The sequence below is a fragment of the uncultured Parabacteroides sp. genome, assembly GCF_947855115.1.
Lineage (GTDB): Bacteria > Bacteroidota > Bacteroidia > Bacteroidales > Tannerellaceae > Parabacteroides.
The window spans coordinates 32991-50261 of sequence record NZ_CANTZW010000017.1 but is presented as its reverse complement, the minus strand read 5'-3'; the positions used below and the strand labels follow the sequence as shown (position 1 = coordinate 50261).

15 protein-coding genes are annotated in these 17271 nt (G+C 46.7%); 10 read left to right on the top strand and 5 right to left on the bottom strand.

Annotated elements, in window-relative coordinates; translation table 11 throughout:
- Nucleotides 1–11: 11 nt before the first annotated feature.
- The 4 genes from murQ to Q0110_RS11485 form a co-directional block, all read right to left on the bottom strand.
- On the bottom strand, nt 12–842 hold the full coding sequence (murQ, locus tag Q0110_RS11500; protein WP_297906291.1) for an N-acetylmuramic acid 6-phosphate etherase: 831 nt from the start codon (nt 840–842) through the stop codon (nt 12–14).
- A 12-nt stretch (nt 843–854) separates the two neighbouring features.
- Nucleotides 855–1694: a BadF/BadG/BcrA/BcrD ATPase family protein gene (locus Q0110_RS11495; RefSeq protein ID WP_297906290.1), complete on the bottom strand. Its 840-nt coding sequence runs from the start codon at nt 1692–1694 to the stop codon at nt 855–857.
- 3 nt (nt 1695–1697) lie between these two features.
- Nucleotides 1698–3125 carry a sodium:proton antiporter NhaD gene (nhaD, locus tag Q0110_RS11490; RefSeq protein WP_297906289.1) on the bottom strand — a complete coding sequence of 476 codons (1428 nt, stop codon included), beginning with the start codon at nt 3123–3125 and terminating at the stop codon, nt 1698–1700.
- 133 nt (nt 3126–3258) lie between these two features.
- A complete protein-coding gene (locus Q0110_RS11485) occupies nt 3259–4092 on the bottom strand; it encodes a phospholipase A (protein ID WP_297906288.1) in 834 nt (277 codons plus the stop codon).
- Nucleotides 4093–4246: 154 nt separating this feature from the next.
- On the opposite strand from Q0110_RS11485, the gene Q0110_RS11480 reads away from it, so the two are divergent.
- Complete coding sequence (locus Q0110_RS11480) at nt 4247–6055, top strand: MutS family DNA mismatch repair protein (RefSeq protein WP_297906287.1); 1809 nt, start codon at nt 4247–4249, stop codon at nt 6053–6055.
- A gap of 48 nt (nt 6056–6103) precedes the next feature.
- On the opposite strand, the gene Q0110_RS11475 is transcribed toward Q0110_RS11480, so the two are convergent.
- Nucleotides 6104–6895: a M48 family metallopeptidase gene (locus Q0110_RS11475; RefSeq protein ID WP_297906286.1), complete on the bottom strand. Its 792-nt coding sequence runs from the start codon at nt 6893–6895 to the stop codon at nt 6104–6106.
- Between the two features lie 381 nt (nt 6896–7276).
- Here Q0110_RS11475 and Q0110_RS11470 point away from each other — a divergent pair, with 381 nt between their 5' ends.
- The 9 genes from Q0110_RS11470 (at nt 7277) to Q0110_RS11430 (ending at nt 17265) form a co-directional block, all read left to right on the top strand.
- Nucleotides 7277–7717, top strand: coding sequence for an ArgR family transcriptional regulator (locus tag Q0110_RS11470; RefSeq protein ID WP_297906285.1), 441 nt, complete (start codon nt 7277–7279; stop codon nt 7715–7717).
- A 28-nt stretch (nt 7718–7745) separates the two neighbouring features.
- A complete protein-coding gene (locus tag Q0110_RS11465) occupies nt 7746–8339 on the top strand; it encodes a GNAT family N-acetyltransferase (protein WP_297906284.1) in 594 nt (197 codons plus the stop codon).
- A 38-nt stretch (nt 8340–8377) separates the two neighbouring features.
- Nucleotides 8378–9577: an argininosuccinate synthase domain-containing protein gene (locus tag Q0110_RS11460; protein ID WP_297906283.1), complete on the top strand. Its 1200-nt coding sequence runs from the start codon at nt 8378–8380 to the stop codon at nt 9575–9577.
- Nucleotides 9574–10542: an N-acetyl-gamma-glutamyl-phosphate reductase gene (argC, locus tag Q0110_RS11455; protein WP_297906282.1), complete on the top strand. Its 969-nt coding sequence runs from the start codon at nt 9574–9576 to the stop codon at nt 10540–10542. Before Q0110_RS11460 ends, argC begins: the two co-directional genes overlap by 4 nt.
- A gap of 14 nt (nt 10543–10556) precedes the next feature.
- Complete coding sequence (locus Q0110_RS11450; RefSeq protein WP_297906281.1) at nt 10557–11684, top strand: aminotransferase class III-fold pyridoxal phosphate-dependent enzyme; 1128 nt, start codon at nt 10557–10559, stop codon at nt 11682–11684.
- Nucleotides 11685–11867: 183 nt separating this feature from the next.
- A complete protein-coding gene (locus Q0110_RS11445; RefSeq protein WP_297906280.1) occupies nt 11868–12470 on the top strand; it encodes a DUF4369 domain-containing protein in 603 nt (200 codons plus the stop codon).
- On the top strand, nt 12454–14019 hold the full coding sequence (locus Q0110_RS11440; RefSeq protein ID WP_297906279.1) for a DUF6057 family protein: 1566 nt from the start codon (nt 12454–12456) through the stop codon (nt 14017–14019). Before Q0110_RS11445 ends, Q0110_RS11440 begins: the two co-directional genes overlap by 17 nt.
- Nucleotides 14016–15491: a hypothetical protein gene (locus Q0110_RS11435; protein ID WP_297906278.1), complete on the top strand. Its 1476-nt coding sequence runs from the start codon at nt 14016–14018 to the stop codon at nt 15489–15491. Before Q0110_RS11440 ends, Q0110_RS11435 begins: the two co-directional genes overlap by 4 nt.
- 7 nt (nt 15492–15498) lie before the next feature.
- Complete coding sequence (locus tag Q0110_RS11430; protein ID WP_297906277.1) at nt 15499–17265, top strand: DUF6057 family protein; 1767 nt, start codon at nt 15499–15501, stop codon at nt 17263–17265.
- Nucleotides 17266–17271: the final 6 nt, after the last annotated feature.

Sequence of the window (17271 nt, the reverse complement as noted above, 5' to 3'; positions counted from 1 at the left end):
GGCACAACGCTTTATTGATTCAGCCGCCATTCGCGGTGATAAGAATCAATCGCCTCCCGGACAGAGCCATGCAAGAGCAGGAGGTTTTTGCTCTGTTCATAATCCAGATGAAGTTCTTCCATGATCATATGGGTACCACGGTCTACCAGCTTTTGATTGGTCAGTTGCATATTCACCATCCGATTCCCTTTTACCCGGCCAAGCTTGATCATCACGGAAGTCGTGATCATATTCAGCACCATTTTCTGAGCCGTGCCGCTCTTCATCCTCGTACTCCCGCTGACGAACTCCGGGCCTACGACCGGCTCGATGGCGATCTCTGCCTCAGCCGCCATCGGCGAATCCGGGTTACAGGAGATAGAGGCCGTCAAGATACCCTCTAAGCGTGCCTTACGGAGAGCGCCGATCACATAGGGAGTAGTACCCGAGGCAGCGATCCCCACCAAGGTATCGTTTATATTAATATGATACTGTTGAAGTTCTTCCCAAGCTTTATCCGGATCGTCTTCTGCCGACTCAACAGGATTCCGGAGCGCCCGGTCACCGCCGGCGATCAAACCGATCACCAAGGTATTCGGTATGCCGAACGTGGGAGGTATCTCGGAAGCGTCTAAAACCCCCAAGCGACCACTCGTACCCGCCCCGATATAGAAGAGGCGACCGCCCCTTCGCATCCGCTCCACAATACGGGTAACCAGCTTCTCGATCTCCGGGATCTCCCTACCAACGGCGATCGCCACTTTCCGGTCTTCGTTATTGATACCTTCCAGCAACTCCCGGACAGACATCTGGTCCAGATTATCGTACAACGACTCCGACTCGGTTATCTTTTGGAATGCCATAATGCTCTCGTTTTAGTTTGTAAAATGATATCGGATCAGTCCGTCCATGGGAGCCTGCACAACAGTACCGACTTCTAAGTCCAAAGATAAGGCCGCCGCTTTCAATACCTCCTGATAATAATAAGCGATAGAGCCTACAAAATGAATCGGGTACGTATCAGCCCCCGGATATAGCGCCACATTACGGAGGAAAAAACTACGAAAACTATTATAGACCAGATTATAGATCGGTTGCTCCGTGATATTCTCCAACAAGAAACGGGATAAAGTAGCCAAGAAGCGATTCGGGAAAGGCTGTTTATACACCCGCTCCAGCAATAAGGCGGGAGTCAACTCATACTGGTCCATAAACTTTCGAACCAGAGGCTCCGGCAACTGACGTTTCAAGCAATCCCCTACCAATAGTTTCCCTAGTACGGCACCGCTGCCTTCATCCCCCAGAATGAATCCCAAAGGAGAGATGTGCTCCGTTATCTCCACTCCGTCATACAGGCAAGAATTCGATCCCGTTCCCAGTATACAAGCGATTCCCGGACTAGTTCCGCATAAGGCACGAGCTGCCGCCATCAAGTCGCTATACACCTCAATAGGAGCTGGTATATAAGATGTGATCGCCTCCTCCACGATCCGGTTCTTCTCCGGGAAGGCACAGCCAGCTCCATAAAAGTAGACGGCATCGATCCGCTCTCCTTTCAATGCAGGCAGCAATACATCCCGGATCTCACCCGCAATCCCTTCCTTGGTCTGGAAATAGGGATTGGTACCAGCTGTCACGACCGTCCGGACAGGCTTGCCTTGATCTGCCAAGCACCATTCCGTCTTTGTCGAGCCACTATCCGCAATTAATAACATAATTCAAATAAGTATATTCTGAAGAATATATACCGCTGCGCCAGACAGATATCCCGCCAAAGCCATCAAGGAAATATTCTTCAAGTACCAAATAAAATTGATCCGTTCCAAGCCCATGACAACTACCCCGGCCGCAGAACCGATGATCAACATACTGCCTCCCACCCCGGCGCAATAGGCCAAGAACTGCCAAAAAATACCGTCTTGCATAAAGTTCGCCATATAAGCCGGATCAGTCGCCGCAGCCACCATCGCATCCGTAGCGACCGGATACATACCGATAGCCCCCGCTACCAGCGGCACATTATCTACGATCGACGACAAAGCGCCGACAATCAGGTTCACCGCATATACGTTGCCTACTGTATCATCCAGCCAATATGCGAAATCCGATAATACGCCGCTGCAACGCAAGGCATCCACCGCCAGAAGGATTCCGAGGAAAAACAACAGGGTCGCCCCATCTATACGGCGAACGACTTTAGACAAACGCAACTTCAAATCTTCATCAATCGGCTTACGGGCATACATCATCTCTGTATAGAACCAGAGGACACCCACTCCCATCAAGATTCCCATAAACGGGGGAAGATGGGTAACCGTTTTGAATACAGGAACAAACAGCAAGCATAACACGCCTATTATCAAAATAGATAATTTCTCCTTGTCTTCCAGCTTCTTCAATAACTCGTTGTCTGCCTCCAATTGCGAGAAGGCGCTGGGAGGCGTTACGTTTCCATGTAGGAAGCGCATAGCGATCAAGATCGGGATCAATGCCGATACGATACTCGGCAAGATCAAATGCGGGATCGTAGACGAAGTGGATATGTTTCCCCTTACCCAAAGCATGATCGTTGTAACATCGCCGATCGGCGACCAAGCGCCACCGCTATTAGCCGCTATAATGATGATACTGCCGAATACCCATCGCTCTTTATAGTTCCCGAGCAACTTACGGATCAACATGATCATGACGATCGAGGTCGTGAGGTTATCCAATACGGCCGACATAAAGAACGTGATCACGGCAATCAGCGCCAGCAATTTTTTCTTTTTCTTCGTGGTAATATGATTCGTGATAAACATGAAACCGCCATGGGCATCGATCAACTCCACGGTTATCATCGCACCGATGAGGAATATAAGTGTCTCGGCAATCTCCCCGATACTGCTCAATACCTGGTGCTCCACGACAAAATGAAGGCATTGCTCCTTGAACGTCAATGAACCCAACGAGGGAAACGACTCCAAGAACAAGCTGAATTCCTCTGCCGAGGCCCTTGGAATGAAAAACGGGGCCGCATACGCATACATTACCCACAATACCGTACCGATAAGTAAAGCCGTACCTGCCTTATTTATCTTTAGAGGATGTTCCAATGCGATCATTAAATAACCTACAAGGAACACAACGATCATAGCTGTTAACATAATTTCTTGATTTAGGATTAAACGCTACAAATGTAGAAATAATAACTTTTTGATACAGTAGAAAAACGATATGTTTTTTAAGCTAATTTTACAAAACATACTAAAAGAAGAAGGCACCTCACCTCGGAATTTCTCAATAAATACTGAAATCTTGCGGCTTGATCACAAAACCGATCCGTAGCATACTTTTGTATTGGTTGTATTCCAGAAGGTTCTCTCCGTAACCATTATAATATTGCAAGAAGAAATATTGGTTCTCGTTATTATTAAATTTATAGCTCAATTCAATCTGGGTATTGAAACTGAACCAAGTCTTTCGTTTGGTCAAGATAACCCCGCAATTAAAGCGCCTGTTGTTTGTCCGGTAATTGGCAGCGACTTGGAATATACCATTGTACTTAAGGATGTCTTTATTTTCCTTACCGTCTACGATCGGTATCCAGCCCTTGAACTGCACTTCCCAGTTCTTATTCAGTAAAACGGCAGCCGCCAAGGTAATCTTGTTCCAGCTTCGGGAGAAGATGCTGTCTTTCCCGTTCGACTCATGCTCGACCATCAAATAACCTTTCCCGATGTATTTATTCTTATGTACGATAAGATGCCCCAGACCGATACCCGGATTAAAATTTAAGTCGCGCATCGGCAAAGACTCTTGAAAAACATTCCAAAAGGCCTTCTGCGTATATTGTAAGAAAAGATAGGTATCAAAGGGGAGTTTACTTTTCGTAAGACGCTGAGCAATACTCAACTGAAATTTAACATCGGAGTTTCTCGCCGTAGGCTTGTTGCCGACAGGGATTCCACCGATGAAATAGTTGTCTTTGAATAAGGTAAAATAAGGAGACTTATCCAAAATCTCACGAATACTATCCGCATTATAACTTTCCTCCGGTCCTTTCGCCAAGACCTGCGAGTGGGCCATGGCGCAAACCAAGAGAAGAAGAAAGGATATAATCGTTTTTCTCATAAATGATCTTAAATTATAGCAGTGTTTGCAAATATAGGAGAAACGATAATTGGCTTTATCGCCCCAATTACATGAATACTGGTCATTTCTCCTATGAATATAATATATAAACCAAAATTCAAGAGGTTAGTTCATTTTTCCTATATTCGCGGGCATGGAAGAAGTCTATAGTCATTACAGAGAAAATATCGACGCTTATACACGGCGTTTGGGTAATTTGAAAAAGAAGATCCATTTGATGGGGAGTATCCGGTTGGCTTTAGTGGCGGGAGCGATCCTCTCCTTATGGATATTTAGGGATGAGAGTTGGCAATGGCTGACGGGGATCACGTTCGTCTATATCATTCCGTTTGCGCTCCTGATGTGGTACCATAATAAAATGTACGCACGAAAAATATACGCCGAGACCCTGATCAAGCTGAACGAGGATGAGCTGAAAGGATTGGACTATGACTTCAGCGCATTCGACGGGGCGGCCGATAAGATCTCGGGCGAGCACTCTTTCTGCTTGGATCTGGATGTATTCGGAGACCACTCCTTGTTTCAATCGCTCAACCGCACCGTAACCGGATTCGGACGGGAACGACTGGCCGATTGGTTCTTGAATCCTCTGACAGATAAGAAGGAGATCGTCAAACGCCAAGAGGCAATCAAGGAATTAGCAGCTTTATCTACCTTACGGCAGCATTTCTATGTAACGGGAATCATCCGGCAGGACACGCAAGATACGAGAGACAACGATGTCAACTTTATGGACAGACTCACTCAGCGTAAGAATAAATTCGCAGATAGCCTGTCTTGGAAACTGCTGGTCTGGACAGTTCCCATATTATGGATCATACTGGGCACCGCTTACTTTCTAGACTGGATCGGTGGAAGTGTATTGAATATTTATTTCTTGATCACGTTAGTGATCGCTTACGGGCGTGCTAAGGAAATCAACTCGCTTTATGCGACTGTCAATAAGATGGAGTCTATTTTCAATCGGTACTCAAAGCTGATGAGATGCGTGGAAGAAGATAATTTCCAGTCTGAGGAACTGAAAGAGATCAGTAGACAACTGGCGAACGAGAAGGAGCTGGCTTCGCACGCCATCAAGCGTTTGTCATCGTATATCGGAGGATTAGACCAACGATTCAGCTTGGCAGGTATCATTTTCAATCTTTTCTACTTACGGGATACACGCCATGCCATCCTTTTGGAGCGCTGGATTCAGACATACGCCGATAAGCTTCCGCTTTGGTTCGACGCGTTAGCTCGGTTCGATGCACTTAACTCGTTGGGCGGTTTCGCTTTCAACCATCCGGAATATATCTATCCGGAGATAGCCGACACTTATTTCCGGATGGAAGGCAAGGCTTTGGGCCATCCTCTTTTGAACCGGAAAGTCTGCGTAAAGAACGATATCGATATCCGCAAAAGCCCTTGGTTCCTGATTATCACCGGAGCGAACATGGCCGGTAAGAGTACGTACCTCCGGACAGTCGGTGTCAATTATTTACTGGCTTGCGTAGGCGCTCCGGTCTGCGCCGCCTCTCTAACGGTTTATCCAGCCCGGATGGTTACCAGCTTACGTACCTCGGATTCCTTGGCAAGTAACGAGTCTTATTTCTTCGCGGAGTTGAAGCGTCTGAAAATGATTATCGACAGATTGCAAAACGGGGAGAAGTTATTTATCATCCTAGATGAGATATTGAAGGGAACAAATTCTATCGACAAGCAGAAAGGTTCTCTGGCCCTTATGAAACAACTGGTCGCTTATAAAGCTTGTGGCATTATCGCCACTCACGATTTAGTATTAGGTACTTTGGAGGAAGAGTTTCCGGAACAAATAAAGAATTATCGCTTCGAGGCAGATATAAAAGACGAGGAGCTATCCTTCTCTTATCAATTAAGGGAAGGGATAGCCCAGAATATGAACGCTTACTTCCTGATGAAAAAGATGGGAATCTTTTTTAATTGAGAATTGAAAATTGCGGCATGCGGGAAGTGAGCAGCTGGTAAGTGTTAATTATTTTTTGTATTTGGTTTTAATAGCGGGAAGAGCTTTTTGTATTTCCGCTATACGGGTGGCATCACTGGGATGCGTACTCATGAATTCCGGTGTAGAGCCACTTTTTCCGGCAGACATCTTTTTCCAGAAGTTAACCGCCACGTCCGGATTGTATCCCGCCATGGTCATGAATACCAAACCCATATAATCCGCTTCCGATTCGTGCTTGCGGGAAAATGGAAGCATTACGCCGTACTGTGCTCCCACACCATATACCGCATTGGCCGCTTGCCGTACCGCCGCGCTCTTATTGCTTACCGCCACGCCTAAAATAGCCGCCCCATATTGGGCCATGAGCTGCTGGCTCATACGCTCATTGCTATGCTTGGCCACGGCATGGGCGACCTCATGCCCGACGACCACAGCCAACTCATCGTCCGAGGAGACTAAAGGCAATAACCCCTCGTATACCACAATCTTGCCTCCCGGCATACAGAAGGCGTTCACCTGCGGATCATCCACCAAATTAAATTCCCAAGAGAAGTTTTTCACCTCATTCGCCATACCGTTCGCCCGCAAATATTCCTCCGTGGCAGCAGCTATCTTCTGCCCGACCCGGGCTACCATGGCACTCTTGCTTGCGTTCGTCGATTTCTTTGCCGTCTTTATATAATCGTTATATTGGGTAAGGCTAGACGACAACACCTCTTGATCCGAAACTAACAGCATTTGCTTACGTCCTGTCAACGGTACGCTGGAACAGCCTGCCAATAAAAGCAAGGCCACGAATAAACTTGCTATTTTTTCCATATCCTTTTACTTGAAATTAAACCCTATACTCTCTTCTTTATAACGCAAAGATACTACCATTTTGCTCAAAACGATCATGCCTTTTCGTTCTTTCTACAGAAAGTATTCGCCTTTTCATTTAAAGACATTCATCATCCAACATCCGTTGCACGACCATCTCCCAACTATTGGATGATCTTCCACCACTTGGCACACGCTCCTCCAACAACTGATAGAAGACGAATATAAACCGACAAAACACCGAACACTTACGAAGATTGAACTTAAGCTAAGCGAAAAAATCCGCAACCTCCTATCCATAATAGAAAAAAAAGCCCTCAATTGTATATTTATTCAACAATACTCTTTATATTTGCAGCCTGTTTTGCATAAATATACAACATGAGTACAAAGAAGGAACGATTGGATGCCATTTGCGGTATTATACGGACGAAGGCGATAAGTAACCAAGAAGAGCTGCTTAAAGAACTGGAAGATAGCGGATTCTCGGTTACGCAAGCTACGCTATCCCGCGACATCAAGCAACTGAAAGTAGCCAAGGTACACGACGGAAACGGAGACTATGTATATCGTCTTCCCGAAACGAGTATAAGCAAGCAAGCACAACCTGAAGGCAAAAAAAAGCCGAATATCGAGTTTTCCGGCAACTTGGCGGTGGTAAAAACACGTCCGGGCTACGCCATGGGGATCGCCTCGGACATAGATACGCATGCCCCCAACGAGATACTGGCTACCATAGCCGGAGACGATACGATCTTGGTGATCCCCCGCAACGGTGTAAGCCAAGAGAAAGTGATCGCCGCTTTATCACATTTCATATAACAGGGAAAAATTAAGAACAAACGATAAAATGGAACAAGAAACAGAGATTGATGTTATGATCGCTGATGCCTCTCACGAGGTATATGTAGATACGATCCTAGAAACGATCGAGTCTGCCGCTAAAGTCCGGGGCACAGGCATCGCCAAACGTACACACGAGTATGTGGTCCAGAAGATGAAAGAGGGAAAAGCGGTGATCGCCTTGGCGGGAGACGTATTCGCCGGATTCAGCTATATCGAGTCATGGGGGAACAAGCAGTATGTAACCACCTCCGGCCTGATCGTTCATCCGGATTTCCGGGGGTTGGGTATCGCCAAACGCATCAAGGACATGACTTTCCAGCTTGCCCGTATGCGCTGGCCGAAGGCGAAGATATTCAGCCTTACCTCCGGTGCCGCCGTGATGAAGATGAATACCGAGCTGGGATATGTACCGGTCACGTTTGCAGATCTGACGGACGACGAGGCTTTCTGGCGGGGTTGCAACGGTTGCGTGAACCATGATATCTTGGAGCGTACCGAGCGTAGGTATTGCATTTGTACAGCCATGTTGTTCGACCCGGCCGATCCACATCGCGCGCAACGAGAACGGGATGCCCGCGACCAAGCTAAAAGAGATTAAATTAATACGATAGAAAAACAACATAAAATAAAGAAACAATGAAGAAGAAAGTAGTAGTAGCGTTCAGCGGAGGTTTGGATACCTCTTTCACGGTAATGTATCTGGCCAAGGAAAAAGGATACGAGGTATACGCTGCTTGCGCTAACACAGGTGGTTTTAGTGAGGAACAATTGAAGCAAAACGAGGAGAACGCCTATAAGCTAGGCGCCACGAAATATGTAACGATCGACGTTACGAAAGAATATTACGAGAAGAGCTTGAAATACATGATTTTCGGGAACGTGCTGCGTAATGGCACATATCCTATCTCCGTAAGTTCCGAGCGTATTTTCCAAGCCTTGGCAATCGCCCGCTACGCAAACGAGATCGGTGCCGACGCTATCGCCCATGGTTCTACCGGAGCGGGCAATGACCAGATTCGTTTCGATATGACTTTCTTGGTATTGGCTCCGAACGTGGAGATTATCACCTTGACCCGCGACATGGCCTTGAGCCGTGAGTTTGAGATCAACTACTTGAAGGAGCATGGTTTCGAGGCTGATTTCACGAAGTTGAAATATTCTTATAACGTAGGTCTTTGGGGAACCTCTATCTGCGGTGGTGAGATTCTTGATTCCGCACAAGGATTGCCCGAGAGCGCTTACTTGAAACAAGTGAAAAAGACGGGTAGCGAGCAATTACGCATTGAGTTCAAGAACGGTGAGGTTCATGCCGTGAACGGTGAGGTATTCGAGGATAAGATCGCCGCTATCCAGAAGATCGAGGAGATCGGGGCCGCTTACGGTATCGGTCGGGATATGCACGTAGGTGATACGATCATCGGTATCAAGGGACGTGTTGGTTTCGAGGCTGCCGCTCCTATGTTGATTATCGGGGCACACCGCTTCTTGGAGAAATATACGTTGAGCAAATGGCAACAATACTGGAAAGACCAGGTAGCGAACTGGTATGGTATGTTCTTGCACGAGAGCCAATATCTGGAACCGGTAATGCGCGATATCGAGGCGATGTTGCAAGAATCTCAGCGCAACGTGAACGGTACAGCCATCCTAGAGCTTCGTCCGTTGTCCTTCTCTACCGTTGGCGTAGAGTCTGAGGATGATTTGGTGAAGACGAAATTCGGTGAGTACGGAGAGATGCAGAAAGGTTGGACCGCCGAAGACGCTAAGGGCTTCATCAAGGTTCTTTCCACTCCGTTACGTGTTTATTATACGAACCATAAAGATGAAGAGATATGATTAAATGCGGAATTATAGGTGGAGCGGGTTATACGGCGGGCGAATTGATTCGCCTGCTCCTAAATCACCCGGATGCCGAGATTACGTTTATAAATAGTAGCAGCAACGCCGGCAATAAGATCACGGACGTACATGGCGGTCTTTATGGCGAGACGGATTTGGTGTTTACCAGCGAATTGCCATTAGATAGCATTGATCTTCTATTTTTCTGTACCGCCCATGGCGATACGAAGAAATTCATGGAAAGCCATACGGTTCCCGAGAACGTGAAGATTATTGACCTGAGTATGGACTATCGGATCGAAGGTCCGGAGCATGATTTCGTATATGGATTGCCGGAATTGAACCGCCGCCGGATTTGCAACGCACGGCATATAGCGAACCCCGGTTGTTTCGCGACCTGTATCCAATTGGGCGTATTGCCGTTGGCGAAGCACTTGATGCTGAATTCCGATTTACATGTTAATGCCATCACGGGATCTACGGGAGCAGGCGTGAAGCCTTCTTCTACCTCTCATTTTAGTTGGCGTAACGACAATATATCGATCTATAAGCCTTTTACGCATCAGCACTTGGCCGAGATCAACCAGAGCTTGAGCCAGTTACAGAAAAGTTATTCGAGCCGTATCAACTTCATCCCCGTACGCGGCAACTTCTCCCGTGGTATATTCGCTACGACGTATATCGATTGCAAGATCGACTTGGTGGAGATCCGGCGTATTTACGAAGAATATTACGATGATCACAGCTTCACGTTTATCACCGATAAGAACCCGGATTTGAAACAAGTGGTAAATACGAATAAATGCTTGATCCACTTACAGAAAATAAATGATAAGCTTCTTATCATCTCTATGATCGATAACTTATTGAAGGGCGCTAGCGGCCAGGCGGTCCACAACATGAATTTATTGTTCGGGTTGGAGGAGACGGTTGGCTTGCACTTAAAACCCTCCGCATTTTAAAAAATACAATAAAGATGAATTTATTCGACGTATATCCATTATTTAATATAGAGATCGTACAAGGCAAAGGATGTCATGTATGGGATAGCGAGGAAAACGAATACCTCGACTTATATGGCGGACATGCCGTGATCTCGGTGGGTCACAGCCACCCTACTTATGTAAAGGCGATTACCGAGCAGGTAAATAAATTAGGCTTTTACTCGAACTCGGTGATCAATAGCTTGCAGCAAAAATTAGCGAATAAGCTAGGGAAGGCTTCCGGCTACGATGATTATTCGTTGTTCTTGATCAACTCCGGAGCGGAGGCGAACGAGAACGCGTTAAAACTGGCCTCTTTCCATAATGGGAAAAAGCGGGTGATCGCTTTCAAGCATGCCTTTCATGGCCGTACCTCTGCCGCTGTCCGTGTCACGGACAATCCGAAAATCATCGCTCCAGTAAACGAGGATCTGGCGGTTACTTATCTTCCTTTGAACGACGCTTTCGCCGTAGAGGAAGAGTTGAAGAAAGGCGGTGTGTCATCCGTGATCATCGAAGGTATCCAAGGTGTAGGCGGCATTCAATTGCCGACAGACGATTTTATGCGTAAACTACGCGACCTATGCACTACCTATGATGCCTGTCTGATCTTGGATGAGATTCAATCCGGATACGGAAGAAGCGGTAAATTCTTCGCCCATCAATACGCCGGTATCAAGCCGGATTTAATCACGGTCGCGAAAGGTATCGCCAATGGTTTCCCAATGGGGGGATTATTGATCAGCCCGAAATTCAAACCGGTTTATGGTATGCTCGGTACTACTTTCGGCGGTAACCATTTGGCTTGCGCAGCCGCCATCGCCGTTCTTGACATTATGGAGGACGAGCATTTGATTGATAATGCGGCAAAAGTAGGCGCTTATTTATTGGAAGAGCTTCATAAACTTCCGGGTATCAAGGAAATCAGGGGTCGCGGCTTGATGATAGGTATCGAGTTCGAGGAATCTATCAAGGAAGTGCGTAGCAAACTTCTCTTTGAGGAGAAAGTATTCACGGGCGTAGCCGGAACTAATACGATCCGTCTGCTTCCCCCGCTTTGCCTGACGATGGATGAAGCCAAGGAATTTATCTGCCGTTTCAAGAAAGTATTAAACGCTTAATTGTTCTTTATTTCATAGAAAGGGGGGATGTCTTAATTAGCGTCCTCCTTTTTTTCATTCCCTTCAATGACCAAGTAAATTAAGTATCACCCTTTGTCAAGAAAACATCATTTCCTTTTCCGAAAAAACACTAACTTTACGCAGTCTAAACTTTGAGTCTCTAATTACTAATGAACACGATCGATGAAATATCTATTTATAGGAGTATGCGCTTTGTTGTGCCTATTTGCCTGTCAGTCTAACGATTCCAAATACATAATAGAAGGCACTCTACCCACTGCGCAACAGGACGGGGAATGGATTTATCTGGCTCCTATGGAAAACGCCTCGATAGAGAATATCGATTCCACGAAAATAGAAAACGCACGTTTTACCTTCCAAGGGACAGGAGAAGAGATGAAAGTTCTACGTATGCGCATCCTCTTGCGCCTCAAGTTCCAAGAGCTATTAGTCGTAACGGAACCGGGCGTGACCTCGGTACGGATAGACTCCATAAGCTCGGCCTCCGGCACGCCGCAAAACGATGCCTTGCAACGTTGGAAGGACCGGAAGCAAAAGACCGATGGCGAATCCTACGCTTTATGGACAGCGCTTAAGACCTGCTCTCCGAAAGATTCTATCCGCATCAAACAGGCATGGGATTCCTTGAGAGTAGAGACGCAAGCCTTCAATTACGCGTTCATGAAAAAACATATCAACCAAACAGTCGGGAAATTCCTCTACAAGATGATAAAACCCTCCCTGACCGAAGAGCAACAAAAGGAACTGGATGAAGCGAGTCGTTAAACAGGATCTATCGATCACACTGGCGGTACTGGCGATAGCGATTTTCGTTTTCTTCTTCCGGATGTACCCTTATCATTTGTTCCATAAAGAACAAATGATGTTGTTCTTATATAACGGCGAGTTTCTTCGCGAATATCTTCATGGGGAAGCATGGCTGGCTTGTCTCGCCGGCGATTTCCTTACGCAGTTCTTTTATTATATCGGGGGAGGCCCGTTGATCCTAAGTGTTGTCTTAACCCTATTTGCCCTACTTACCTACCAGACTCTCCGGCAATTCGTCAGCAAGAGATACGCCCTTTCTCTTATGGTGGTGATCGCGGTATGGGAAACAGGAAGGTCTTGCGGGCTCGCCTATCCGTTGTCTGCCACTCTCTCCTTAACCGGGGCTGAAGGTATTTTTCTTTTATACAGCCGGAGTCAGATGGAAAGGCAACGTCTGCTTACTTGTATTCCCGCCATGCTCCTTTGCTATTGGTGCTTCGGGTACGGGGCATGGCTTTGCCTGGCCCTTATGCTGATCGCCGGATTCATAGCGCATCATCAAAAACTATGTGTCTTGCTTGCGGCAGGTATATTATTCCTTCCCGCCACTCAATATCCCGCCACCACTTGGTGGAGCAAGCCGGATCTCGACCGGGAATATGTACTGGGACTTGACGTGGAACATTATTTCGGTAACATTCAAAAGATGAGAAATCTTTTGGGAACGGACCGACAAATCCCTTGGGCTACTTATTACCGGAACTTATACAATGCCACATATCCATCCGGGCTCAACTCACCCGTCTCCCTCTCCAGAGATCTTTTAGCGTGGAACCAACCGGCAACGAGAGGATTGATCCTACCCGTGAATCCGTCCGCCTCTTTTCTCTCTATCATGTTTGCCAACGAGTTATGGTTCACGTTAGGAGATATGACCATGGCCGAGCATTGCGCCATGTTAAGCATGATCTTCTCCCCCCGGAATTCGGGTAGCCGTATGATAAAACGGTTAGCAGAAATCAATCTGGTCAACGGGGATGATGAAGCGGCTCTTAAATATCTGCGTATATTAAACCAAACACTCCTTTACAAAAGCTGGGCAGAGAAGAGGATGCCCGGTAAGCAAACCCCGCAAGTAAAGGATTGGCTGGAGAAGAAACGTAAATATATCCCAACTCGAGACCAACTGCGTGCCGGGGAGGATGCCGTAGCTTCTTTACGGAATTTAGTTGCCTCGAACGCCGGAAACCTCAACGCCTACGAATACTTGCTTTGCTATCATTTACTCTCCAAAGACCTCCGTTCTTTCGAGGAAGACTACGTGCCGGGTAAAGTACCCAGCCCCATTTTCACCGAGGCGATGTTGATCAATCTCGCCCGACAAGGTAATATCCGTGCGGAAGAACTTATAAAATACCAGATTCCAGTAGAGACAGCGAAAGAATTTGCCGATTATACCCGGCTTTATGAAGCTAAGGACGTAAGTTTAAAAGAGAAATACGGTAAGAGCTATTGGTTTTATTATCATTTTGCGGCTATTGGCCCCGGAAAGGAGGATAAGCTATGAAAAAAGAAAGAATCTTGAAACGGAAAAAAGCCTACCATTACCTTGTCTGGATAATTTGCCTGCTGGCAGGATGCGTTCCTACCCCGAAGCAAATAGAGGATACCGCAGACCCGATCCCCATGTATCCCGATTATACGGATATCATGATCCCCACAAATATCGCCCCTCTTAATTTCTTATTGAGAAACGAAGCGGACGCGATGCAAGTAACCCTGGAAGGGAAATCGAAAGAGATACAATTATCTTTTGGAAAGAAAGCCATTTTCCCCTTAGACCTATGGGAAAGCTTCTTAGAGAAGGAAGTTGGTAACCGCTTGCGAATAACCGTAATCGCCCGTATTCAGGGTAAATGGTTCCGTTACCCCTCCTTCTATTGGCAAGTAGTGCCGGAGAAACTGGATAGTTATATAAGCTACCGGCTTATAGAGCCGGGCTACGAGGTGTGGAATAAGATCCAATTACGCGAACGGGAGATCAAGACTTTCGAGGAGCGGGTTATCGCCGACAACAAGGATACGGACGGTTCCTGCATGAACTGCCATATTTACGGCAACAAGAAAGGAAGCTTATCCATGTTCCATTTGCGGGGAAAACAAGGAGGTACCATACTGAACCGTAACGGGTATTTGCGGAAATTGCGATTGAGCAACGACAGCCTGCCAGACGGGGCAGTCTATGGAGATTTCCATCCATCGGGACGGCTCGCCGTATTTTCCACGAATATCATCATCCCTGCTCTACATTCATTAGGAAGTAAGCGACTGGAAGTTTATGACACGACTTCCGACCTTGTCATCGCCGATTTCAGGAAGAGACGGCTCATTACCTCCCCTCAGACCAGCCGGAAAGATGAGTTGGAGACCTTCCCTACCTTCTCGCCCGACGGGAAATGGATCTATTATTGCTCCGCTCCTATCCTGCCGTTGCCCGACAGTATCCGTAGCCTAAAATATTCCTTATACCGTATATCCTTCCATAAGGATACCAAAGAATGGGGGCAACAGGTCGAAACCGTATGGGACGCGAAGAAGCATAATGGCTCCGCTTGCCATCCGAAAATCTCGCCCGATGGAAAGTACCTGCTTTTCACGGTAGCCGATTATGGAACGTTCCCAATCTGGCACCGGGAGACAGACCTGCGTATGATGAATCTCCAGACCGGGCAGATCGATTCTTTGCCTGCCGTAAACTCTGATAAATCGGACACCTACCATAGCTGGTCTTCTAACAGCCATTGGTTCGTCTTCGCCAGCAAACGAGATGACGGGCTGTACGGAAAGCCCTATTTCTCTTATGTAGACAGTACAGGAAAAGCCTACAAGCCATTTGTTCTGCCTCAAGAAGATCCGGAGCATTATGATATCACGTTGAAATCTTATAATATACCCGAGTTATCCACAAGTGAGCTTCTTTTCGACGCTGAAGAAATACAAGATATTTACAATGAGGAGGAAGCCGAGATTTTTAAATAATATGATCATGGAAAATACACGTAAATATATGTACATAAAAGGGATCGCTTCCCTATTATTCGGTTGTGCGATCTGCCTGTTTTGGGGACATTACTATCCCCATCATCTACATTACCACGAACAATTCCAGTTATTCCTGTTCACGCCGGAATATATAGCCGACAAATGGATCTATCCGGGAGGTATAGCGGAATACGTGGCAGAGTTCCTGACACAATTCTATTTTTTCGCTTGGGCGGGCGCTATGATCTTGGCGATCGTCCTCGTTCTTATCCAACAGCAAATAAACTGGTTGGCCAAGCGGATGGGAGCCTCAGGCTTTTGGTATCCGCTTAGTTTTCTTCCATCCATCCTGCTCTGGGTATTTTTATGCGACGAAAATGCATTGTTGGCATTACCCATCTCTATAATACTCGCCCTTTTCGCTCTAATCATACAGCGAAAAATCACCAACCCGTGGGGACAAATACTCTATACGCTCCTAATGATGCCTGTTCTTTACTGGATCGTAGGTGGAGCCTATTTTATCTTCATTGCCGGGGTAGCGATCGGGCATTGCGTTAAATCCGCTCCATCAATACCCGGCAAGCCCTATATATGGATACCTATCTACCTCTTGCTTGGTATCCTGTATCCCCTATTGGCGCAAAACCTCACGCAATATCCTTTACTCAGCCTCATGACCGGTATCGACTATTATCGTTTTCCCATGATCGTTCCCAATATCATGTTACTGGCTATCGTTGCCGCTGCCGTAACCCCCGGAGCGCCAGCCCTACTTCCCCCGCCCGCAAGAGCTACCAAGGTTTGGACAGGAATTGTATCTGCCTTACTTCTGGCCGGAGGTGGCGCATGGATTTACGCCGCTAGCGACCCGGATAAGGAAGAGGCTATGAAATATGATTACCTCGCTCGCATGAAACAATGGAACAAGATTATCAAAACCGCCGAAAACAAAACTCCTAATTCTCCCTTCTCCGTGACATGCCTAAATCTGGCTCTCGCCAAGACCGGGCAATTAGGCGATCGTATGTTTCATTTCTACCAAAATGGAACGGAAGGGTTGATTCCCACATTCCAAAGAGATTTCACCTCCCCACTCCCAACCAGCGAGATATTCTATCACCTGGGAATGATAAATTCTTCGCAACGTTATATGTTTGAGGCGATGGAGGCCATCCCCGACTACAAGAAAAGCGGACGTGCCTATATGCGCTTGGCCGAGACCAACTTGATCAACGGGCAATACGTTGTGGCCGCCAAATACTTGCGAGCCTTGCAGCATACCTTGTTTTATAAGAGATGGGCAACTAATGCCATGAGTTATCTAAATAACGAAGAGAAAATAGAGAAACACCCCGAATGGGGATGGTTGAGAAAAGCCCGGTATACGGAAGATTTCTTATTTAGCGACACGGAAATGGATGTCATGCTCGGCTTATTGTTGCAACACAATAAAAGAAACCGCATGGCTTTCGAGTATATGCTGGCCTATGTCTTGCAAAAGAAAGACTTGGAACGTTTCATGAAATACTATCCGCTAGGAAAAGATCTTGGATATAATCACATACCCATCTCTTACCAAGAGGCGTTGATCTTTGTCTGGACACAGCAGCACCCTAACTTCCAAGGTCTTCCTTGGAGCATCTCCCGTAACGTATTGGAAGGCGTAAGCGAGTTCGCCCGTATCTACACGACACAAAAAGACTCCGAGCCGATCCTTCGCCCGAAATATGAAAAGACATTTTGGTATTATTTATTATTCAGGAAATAAACAACC

Coding starts and splice junctions, on each gene's coding strand:
- Q0110_RS11430 (WP_297906277.1), top strand. CDS start 15,499: ATGGAAAATACACGTAAATATATGTACATAAAAGGGATCGCTTCCCTA.
- Q0110_RS11460 (WP_297906283.1), top strand. CDS start 8,378: ATGAAGAAGAAAGTAGTAGTAGCGTTCAGCGGAGGTTTGGATACCTCT.
- Q0110_RS11495 (WP_297906290.1), bottom strand. CDS start 1,694: ATGTTATTAATTGCGGATAGTGGCTCGACAAAGACGGAATGGTGCTTG.
- argC (WP_297906282.1), top strand. CDS start 9,574: ATGATTAAATGCGGAATTATAGGTGGAGCGGGTTATACGGCGGGCGAA.
- Q0110_RS11450 (WP_297906281.1), top strand. CDS start 10,557: ATGAATTTATTCGACGTATATCCATTATTTAATATAGAGATCGTACAA.
- Q0110_RS11445 (WP_297906280.1), top strand. CDS start 11,868: ATGAAATATCTATTTATAGGAGTATGCGCTTTGTTGTGCCTATTTGCC.
- Q0110_RS11440 (WP_297906279.1), top strand. CDS start 12,454: ATGAAGCGAGTCGTTAAACAGGATCTATCGATCACACTGGCGGTACTG.
- Q0110_RS11465 (WP_297906284.1), top strand. CDS start 7,746: ATGGAACAAGAAACAGAGATTGATGTTATGATCGCTGATGCCTCTCAC.
- Q0110_RS11485 (WP_297906288.1), bottom strand. CDS start 4,092: ATGAGAAAAACGATTATATCCTTTCTTCTTCTCTTGGTTTGCGCCATG.
- nhaD (WP_297906289.1), bottom strand. CDS start 3,125: ATGTTAACAGCTATGATCGTTGTGTTCCTTGTAGGTTATTTAATGATC.
- Q0110_RS11435 (WP_297906278.1), top strand. CDS start 14,016: ATGAAAAAAGAAAGAATCTTGAAACGGAAAAAAGCCTACCATTACCTT.
- Q0110_RS11475 (WP_297906286.1), bottom strand. CDS start 6,895: ATGGAAAAAATAGCAAGTTTATTCGTGGCCTTGCTTTTATTGGCAGGC.
- Q0110_RS11470 (WP_297906285.1), top strand. CDS start 7,277: ATGAGTACAAAGAAGGAACGATTGGATGCCATTTGCGGTATTATACGG.
- Q0110_RS11480 (WP_297906287.1), top strand. CDS start 4,247: ATGGAAGAAGTCTATAGTCATTACAGAGAAAATATCGACGCTTATACA.
- murQ (WP_297906291.1), bottom strand. CDS start 842: ATGGCATTCCAAAAGATAACCGAGTCGGAGTCGTTGTACGATAATCTG.